The following is a 6,730-nucleotide window of genomic DNA, read 5'->3' as shown; positions in this document are numbered from 1 at the left end:
CCAGGGTGTCCCCAGCCCGATCGACCCGTGGCGATCGGGCCGCGCCGGCCCTGCCCGGGGCCGGCGCGCCCCGATCCTCAACCGGTGGTGAAACTGCACCCCCCTCGCCCAGCGGCGCGCGCCTCCGGGCGGCCGGACCGGGCGACGCGCCACCGGCGCCTCGCCTTTTCGCTCCGGGGGCATGTCAGGCGGGCCGCGCGGAGCGCGGCCTTTTCCCTGTCCCGAGAGCCAGACCCAGGATCGGTCAATCGGAAGGGCCGCCGGTATGAGACGGACAGGGTCCCAAGTTGGGACCATGGTCATTATATTGATTTTTAACATAAACATGACGTGCCGGCGCTCGGCGGGCCCGGCGCGAACGCGCGGCGGCCCGGCACCTACCGCTCGGTGAACTTCAGCTCGATGCGGCGGTTGCGGGCCAGCGCCTCGGGGCTGTCGCTGGGATCGAGGGGCTGGAACTCGCCGAAACCGGTGGCGGCGAGGCGGCTCGCGGGGATGCCCTGGGTGTCGATCATGTATTGCACGACCGAGAGCGCGCGGGCCTGGCTGAGCTCCCAATTGTCGCGGAACGGGCCGCCGGGGGTCACGGGCACCCGGTCGGTATGGCCGTCGACGCGCAGGATCCAGTCGATCTCCGGCGGCACGTCGTCGGCGATGTCGCGGATCACCTGGGCGACGCGCGCGACCTGCTCCCGGCCGGCGGCGTTCAGCGTCGCCGATCCCGGCGGGAAGAGCACCTCGCTGTCGAAGACGAAGCGGTCGCCGACGACCTGCACGCCCTCGCGCGCGCCGAGGATCGCGCGCATCCGTCCGAAGAACTCGGAGCGGTAGCTGGCGAGATCCTTGGTCTCCGCCTCGAGCCGCGCCCGCTCGCGCGCCTCGAGCTCGGCCCTGGCGGCCTCGGCCTCGGCGCGGGCGCGCTCCTCCGCGGCGACGCGCGCCAGTGCCGCGTTGAGATTGGCGCCGAGCTTCTCGATCTGGACCCTGGCGGCGACATCGCCGGCCTCGGCGAGATCGAGCAGGCCCTGGAGCTCGTCGAGCTGGCTGCGCAGCTCCGCGGTCTGCCGGTTGAGCAGCGCCACCTGCCGCTGGCTCTCGGCGGAGACCTCCTGCTCCTGCGCCAGCAGCGCGCGCGCCTGCGTGAGCTCGGCCGCGTGCTTCTCGGCCTCCGAGAGCGCCGTGCTCTGGTCGCCCTGCAGCGCGTCGCGCGCCGCCTCGGCGGCGGCGAGCAGCGTCAGGGTCTCCTCGGCCTTCCTGCGCTCGGCCTCGAGGCTGAGGGTCATGGCGGTCAGCTCCGCATCCGAATCCGCGAGCCGCCTGCGCAGTTCCTCGGCGGCGGCGGCCTCGGCGACCCGCGCCGCCTCGGCCTCGGTGAGGCTCGATTCGCTCTCGCCGAGATTGCCCTGCAGCTCCGCGACATCGGTCCGGAGCGATGCCACCAGCGCCTCGAGCGCCTCCCGTCGCGCCGCGGCGAGGCGGGCGGCCTCCGCATTGGCATCGACCTCCTCGCGGGCCTGGGCGAGCGCCCGTTCGAGCGCCTCGTTGGCGCTCAGCTGCGCCGCGCTCGCGGCCTCGGCGCTCTCCAGCCGGCCGGAGAGGTCGGTGTTGCGCGCGAGTAGGCTCGCCACCTGCGCCTCGAAATCGGCGCTCGCGGCGGCGGCGGCGTCGCGCTCGGCGGTCAGGGTCGAGACCAGCTCGGCCGCGCGGTCGGCGCGGCTGCGCTCCAGCCCCAGCGCATCGGCGAGATTGGCGACCTGGAGCGACAGCTCGTCGAGCTCCCTGCCCTGCCCCGAGATCGTGTCGCGCAGCACGAACTGCACGATCATGAAGATCGAGAGCACGAAGAAGAGCACCAGGATCAGCGCCGTCATCGCATCGACGAATCCGGGCCAGATCGAGGCCGGGAACCGCCCGGCGCCGCGGCGGCTGAGCGCCATGGCTCAGAGCCTCCCGCGCGCGAGAACGCCGCGCAGCGCCTCGGCGAGGCCCGCGATGTCCTGGCGGATCTCGGTGACGAGATCCTGCCGGCCGGCGGAGAGATCCTCGAGGATGCGCAGCACCTGGGTGTCGATCGAGCGCAGCCGGGCGCGGGTCTCGGCGTCGGGGCCGCCCTCCTCCTCGCCGCGGGATTCCAGCAGCAGGACCACGCGCTCCTGCGCCGCGGCGATGCGCTCGAGCAGCGCATTGTCCACCGGCGGCGCCTTGGGCTCGGCGAGCAGGCGCACCATCTCGGCGATGCGCGCGTCGGTCTCGGCGGCGCGGCCGGCGCTGGCCTCCATCACCTCGCGCAGCCCGTCGATCTGCTCGGCGGTCTGGCCGATCACCGCCAGCACGTTGCCCGCCGTCAGCGCCTCCTCGCCCTCCACCCCCGGCAGGCCGATCTTGGTGATCGAGGAGAGCCATTCCTCGAGTTCGCGGTAGAAGCGGTTCTGGGCATGGCTGCCGAAGAGCTCCAGAAGCCCCACAACCAGCGACCCGGCGAGCCCGAGCAGCGAGGAGGCGAAGGCGGTGCCCATGCCCGAGAGCTGGCCCTCGAGGCCGGTCATCAGGTTGTCGAAGACCTCGATGGCGCTCTGGCCCTCCTGCGGGGCGAGCGAGCGGATCGTGTCGACCACCGCCGGCACCACCGTGGCGAGCCCGTAGAAGGTGCCGAGCAGGCCGAGGAAGATCAGGAGGTTGATGATGTAGCGGGTGAGGTCGCGCTGCTCGTCGATGCGCGTCCCGACCGATTGCAGGATCGAGCCGGTGGAGCTCGAGGTCAGCGCCCGCCGGGCGCGGCGCTCCGAGAGCAGCGCCGCGAGCGAGGCGAGCAGCCGCGGCGCCTTGGTGAATTCGTGGCCGGGCCGGTCGGCGGCGAAGCCCTCGATCCAGCTCACCGAGGCGATCAGCGTGAAGACCTGCCAGAAGCAGGCGGCGACGCCGGCGAGGAAGACGATGCCGATGAAGCCGTTCAGCCAGGGCGAGGCGAGGAAGATCGGCGCCACCGCCGGGAAGACGAGGATGCCGCCGGCGACCGCCAGCCCCAGGACGATCAGCATCATCACGATCTGCCGAACCGGTTGCGAGAAATGCGGCTCGGCCTTGTGAGAGAGCCTCATGTGTGCCTGTATCTTTCTTTGGCCCCTGCCGCGCGACATTACGACGCTGCGGCGCGCTTTCCAACCGGCTTGTGTTGCAGCACAATCCGCTCCAAACATTGTGAGGGGGCAGAGCAGCTGCGTGCCGGCGACGGCACCGAACGAGGACCGAGCAATGGAAGCCTTCGGCGCCCCCGCAATCGCCATCCTGGCCTTCGCGATCATCCTGATCTTCACGATGGTCAAGTCCGTCCCGCAGGGCGAGAACTGGACCGTGGAGCGCTTCGGCCGCTACACCCGCACGCTCGATCCCGGCCTGCGCTTCCTGATCCCGCTGATGGACAGGATCGGCTCCAGGATCAACATGATGGAGACGGTTCTCGACATCGAGGAACAGGAGGTCATCACCAAGGACAACGCCATGGTGGTGGCCGATGCGGTGGCCTTCTACCAGGTGGTCGAGGCCAGCAAGGCGGCCTATGAGGTGCGCGACCTCGAACAGGCGCTGCGCAACATCAGCCAGACCAACATCCGCGCCGTGCTGGGCTCGATGGAGCTGGACGAGGCGCTCTCGAACCGCGATGCGATCAACCACCGCCTGCTCGCGGTGATCGACGCGGCCTCGACGCCCTGGGGGGTCAAGGTGACGCGGGTGGAGATCCGCGACCTCGCGCCGCCGCCCGACATCAACGAGGCCATGGCGCGACAGATGAAGGCCGAACGGCTGAAGCGGGCCGAGATCCTCACCGCCGAGGGCCAGAAGCAGGCGGCGATCCTCAAGGCCGAGGGCGAGCGCGAGGCGCAGATCCGCGAGGCGGAGGGCCGCCGCCAGGCCGCCTTTCTCGACGCCGAGGCCCGCGAGCGCGCGGCGGAAGCCGAGGCCAAGGCGACCTCCATGGTCTCCGAGGCCATCGCCCGCGGCGATATCCGCGCGGTGAACTATTTCGTCGCCCAGAAATACACCGAAGCCCTGCGCGACGTCGCGGCGAGCCCGAATTCCAAGACGGTGATGATCCCGCTGGAGGCGGCGGGCCTGATCGGCTCGATCACCGGCATCGCCGAGATCGCCCGGGCCGCGGGCTCGGGCGAGCGGGGCTGACCGGTGGAGGCGGCGGGACCGGATCTGATCGGTGCGGCGGTGTCGCCCTGGTGGTGGGTGGCCGCCGCCATCCTCTTCGCGGCGATCGAGATGCTGACGGTCTCGACCGTGCTGATCTGGTCGGCGCTCGCCGCCCTCGTCACCGCGGCGACGCTCTGGCTCACCGGCGGGCTCTCGATCTGGGGCCAGATCGCGATCTTCGGCGTGCTGTCGATCGCCTTCACCTTCGCCGGACGCGCGCTCGTGGCCCGCTACGGCGATCTCGGCGACAAGGCCGGCAAGCTGAACCGCCGGGCGGATGCGCTGGTCGGCCGCGAGGCCGAGGTGGTGGCGTTCTCCTGGCACGAGGGACAGGTGACCGTGGACGGCGTGCCCTGGCCGGCGCGGCTCGACGGCGGCGACGTCAAGCTCGACCCCGGCGACCGGGTCCGCATCATCGCCGCGGACGGCATCGTCGTCTGGGTGCGCAAGATCTAGGGAACGCCGGAGCCGCGCCGTCCGAGCTCAGGGCCGCCCGGCGCAACCATCAAGCCCGGCGGGAGGCGCGCGCCCCGCGGCTACCGGCGCCGGCGCACCATTTCCGCGAGCTCGTGAAGCTCGGGATCGTGCAGCCCCAGCGCCTCGAGGCTCGCGACCGTGTTGAGCAGATAGTCCGAGTTCGGCCCCCGCGGGCCGACCGCCCGGGCGATCACCGCGGCCTGGTCGTCGAGCGAGAGCCCGCCGCGATATTGCGGATGCTCGCGGTTGCTCACGAAGGTCACCGCCTCGACCTCGCCGCCCCCGTCCAGCCGCACCTTTAGCCGCGCCTCGTCATAGGCATAGGAGATCAGCTCCCGCTCGCGCAGATACTCGAGCGTCGCCGCGGCCACCGGCCCGGACACGCGATAGGCGACACCGCGGCACGCGCCCTCCGCCTCGCGGTCGAGCGCGAGCACCAGCCCCGGCGCCTCGGGCGTGCCGCGATAGCGGATCGAGGCCATGCAGAAGGCCCGGCGATAGCCCTCGAGCGTGGCCAGCCGCCGCTCGACGAAATCGAATCCCGGCTCCCAGATCAGCGAGCCGTAACCGAATACCCAGAGATCGCCCGCTTGCATCGCCCTTGTTCCCGTCGCACCGCCTGGGCTATCCACCAGGGACCGCTCGGGGGGTTAGGCGATGCGCATCCTGTTGGCAATCGTGATCCTCGCAGGACTGGCCTGGAGCGGCTGGTGGTACTTCGGCGCCACGACCCGGCAGAACGCGATCGAATCCTGGCTCGCCGGACGCCGGGACGCGGGCTGGGTGGCGGAGGCGGCGGATGTGCGCGTCACCGGCTTTCCCAACCGGATCGACCTGATCGTCGAGGGCCTCGACATCGCCGACCCCGAGGCCGGCTGGGCCTGGCAGGCGGACCGGTTCGAGGTGCTGTCGCTCGCCTACAAGCCCCATCACGTCATCGCCGCCTGGCCCGGCCCGCAGACCGTCGCGACCCCCTACGAGACGGTGCATCTCGACAGCCGCCTGATGCGCGGCTCGGTGATCTTCGAGCCGGACACGCGGCTGACGCTCGACCGGAGCAGCATCGAGATCGAGGACATGGCGCTCCGCGGCGACTCGGGCTGGGCGGCGGCGATCGGGCATGCGAATTTCGCCACGCGGCAGGCGGGCGACGGCGCCCCGGATTTCGCCCATGACATCGGGCTGACCGCCGAGAACATCCAGCTGCCGGAGGCGCTGAGCGCCCGGATCGGCGGCATGGAGGTGCTGCCCCCGGCGGTGGAGCGCGTGCATCTCGACGTCACGCTCGACTTCGACCGCGCCTGGAACCGGGCCTCCGTCGAGGCGGGCAATCCGGTGCTCGAACAGGTGCTGGTGCGCGATGCCTCCGTCACCTGGGGATCGCTCGACCTGCGCGCCCGAGGCACGCTCGACGTCGATGCGCAGGGCTTCGCCCGAGGCCGGCTCGACCTGCGGGCGCGGAACTGGCGCGAGATGATCGCGCTCGCCGAGGCCTCGGGCAGGCTCGCGCCGGCGCTCGCGGCGGCGCTGCGCACCGGGCTGGGGCTGATCGCGACCCTCTCGGGCGACGCGGAATCGCTGAAGGTGCCGCTCGATTTCGAGGATGGCGTCGCCCGTCTCGGGCCGGTGGTCCTGGGCGCGGCGCCGCGGCTGGTGCTTCCCGGCCGGAGCGGCTAGCCATGGCTTCCCATCGCCTTCCTCACCGCGGAGAGCGGAGCCAAGCCTCTGAGGGCCGCATGGGGTCGAGATCGATCGACCCGGTCAAGCCGGCGCGGCAGGTCGGCATTGCGTGCATCGGGTGCGTTCTAGGCCAGGCCGTGGGCCCGTTCGCGCAGAGGGGTCTGGACGAAGCCTTCGGCCTTTGCGGGAAAGCTCCGGGTCGCGATGCACGGAGTCCCATCTCGCCGATCCGCGCTCGCTTCCGGGACGCCGCCGTCATGGCGGTCCAGCCAATCGTTGCACGTATCGTTGCGGGAAACGTGAAATGATGCCGCTAAGTGCTGGTGCTGCCGGAGAGATTTGAACTCTCGACCTCTCCCTTACCAAGGGAGTGCTC

6 protein-coding genes are annotated in these 6,730 nt (G+C 71.2%); 3 read left to right on the top strand and 3 right to left on the bottom strand.

The features are described 5' to 3' along the window. Window positions 1–377 precede the first annotated feature (377 nt). A complete protein-coding gene (locus V7050_RS16655; RefSeq protein ID WP_324369656.1) occupies window positions 378–1,937 on the bottom strand; it encodes a peptidoglycan -binding protein in 1,560 nt (519 codons plus the stop codon). Window positions 1,938–1,940: 3 nt separating this feature from the next. Continuing rightward, window positions 1,941–3,098 (bottom strand): biopolymer transporter ExbB, encoded by a 1,158-nt coding sequence (locus V7050_RS16650; protein ID WP_324369654.1) that lies wholly within the window; start codon window positions 3,096–3,098, stop codon window positions 1,941–1,943. A 154-nt stretch (window positions 3,099–3,252) separates the two neighbouring features. On the opposite strand from V7050_RS16650, the gene V7050_RS16645 reads away from it, so the two are divergent. Continuing rightward, window positions 3,253–4,176 (top strand): SPFH domain-containing protein, encoded by a 924-nt coding sequence (locus tag V7050_RS16645; RefSeq protein WP_324369653.1) that lies wholly within the window; start codon window positions 3,253–3,255, stop codon window positions 4,174–4,176. Window positions 4,177–4,179: 3 nt separating this feature from the next. Next, window positions 4,180–4,653 carry an NfeD family protein gene (locus V7050_RS16640; protein ID WP_324369652.1) on the top strand — a complete coding sequence of 158 codons (474 nt, stop codon included), beginning with the start codon at window positions 4,180–4,182 and terminating at the stop codon, window positions 4,651–4,653. Window positions 4,654–4,733: 80 nt separating this feature from the next. Here the strand turns inward: V7050_RS16640 and V7050_RS16635 are convergent, their stop codons facing one another. Continuing rightward, the gene (locus V7050_RS16635) at window positions 4,734–5,270 is read right to left on the bottom strand and encodes a gamma-glutamylcyclotransferase (RefSeq protein ID WP_324369651.1); all 537 of its coding nucleotides are present in this window, start codon (window positions 5,268–5,270) and stop codon (window positions 4,734–4,736) included. 61 nt (window positions 5,271–5,331) lie between these two features. Between V7050_RS16635 and V7050_RS16630 the strand changes: the two genes are divergently transcribed. After that, window positions 5,332–6,351 (top strand): DUF2125 domain-containing protein, encoded by a 1,020-nt coding sequence (locus V7050_RS16630; protein ID WP_324369650.1) that lies wholly within the window; start codon window positions 5,332–5,334, stop codon window positions 6,349–6,351. The last annotated feature ends 379 nt before the right edge of the window (window positions 6,352–6,730 follow it).

It is taken from the genome of Amaricoccus sp. (genome assembly GCF_036846665.1).
Taxonomy (GTDB): Bacteria; Pseudomonadota; Alphaproteobacteria; order Rhodobacterales; family Rhodobacteraceae; genus Amaricoccus.
This window is presented reverse-complemented; position numbering and strand designations above follow the sequence as displayed.

Excerpts from the sequence above, each read along its gene's own strand:
- V7050_RS16650 (WP_324369654.1), bottom strand. The coding sequence starts at position 3,098 with ATGAGGCTCTCTCACAAGGCCGAGCCGCATTTCTCGCAACCGGTTCGG.
- V7050_RS16645 (WP_324369653.1), top strand. The coding sequence starts at position 3,253 with ATGGAAGCCTTCGGCGCCCCCGCAATCGCCATCCTGGCCTTCGCGATC.
- V7050_RS16630 (WP_324369650.1), top strand. The coding sequence starts at position 5,332 with ATGCGCATCCTGTTGGCAATCGTGATCCTCGCAGGACTGGCCTGGAGC.
- V7050_RS16635 (WP_324369651.1), bottom strand. The coding sequence starts at position 5,270 with ATGCAAGCGGGCGATCTCTGGGTATTCGGTTACGGCTCGCTGATCTGG.
- V7050_RS16655 (WP_324369656.1), bottom strand. The coding sequence starts at position 1,937 with ATGGCGCTCAGCCGCCGCGGCGCCGGGCGGTTCCCGGCCTCGATCTGG.